This is a genomic window from Treponema sp. R6D11, assembly GCF_054786075.1.
The window spans coordinates 1-426 of record NZ_BDHD01000975.1; the positions used below are offsets into that span (position 1 = coordinate 1).

Below are 426 nucleotides of genomic sequence, written 5' to 3' on the forward strand. Positions count from 1 at the left end.
CCTTGAAACAATCCATATCGCCCCGTTCTACCACATCGACGAAGTTAAGGACGAGGTTCGCAATAACAACGATTTTCATAAAAAACTGTTTAACAAATTGCAGTCAGTGGAGACGGGTATTGACTTAACCTTCTCAGTCTTATCCCTCCCGCGCGGGCAAAATCCACCCCAATCCCTCGCGGACGCCGTCAGGGTCTGCCAAAACGAACGCGCGCACTACCTGCTTTACGGCTATGTCGCCTCAAAAGTCTATACCTTATACCCGGAGATAAAACTTCTTGATTACGGCAAACGCTCCCTGTTCCGCATTGTCTATGTCGTCTACGGAATAGAAAGTGCGGGACAGGGAGCGTTTGCCGTAATCAAGAAGTTTTATCTCCGCGTATAAGGTATAGTCTTTTGAGGCGACATAGCCGTAAAGCAGGT

At 48.1% G+C, this 426-nt stretch carries 1 protein-coding gene; it reads left to right on the forward strand.

The genetic code is table 11. From position 1 onward, the window contains the following. A partial coding sequence (locus ACYVTD_RS17080; RefSeq protein ID WP_461248839.1) for a hypothetical protein occupies positions 1–388 on the forward strand: 388 nt, incomplete at its 5' end. Positions 389–426 lie beyond the last annotated feature (38 nt).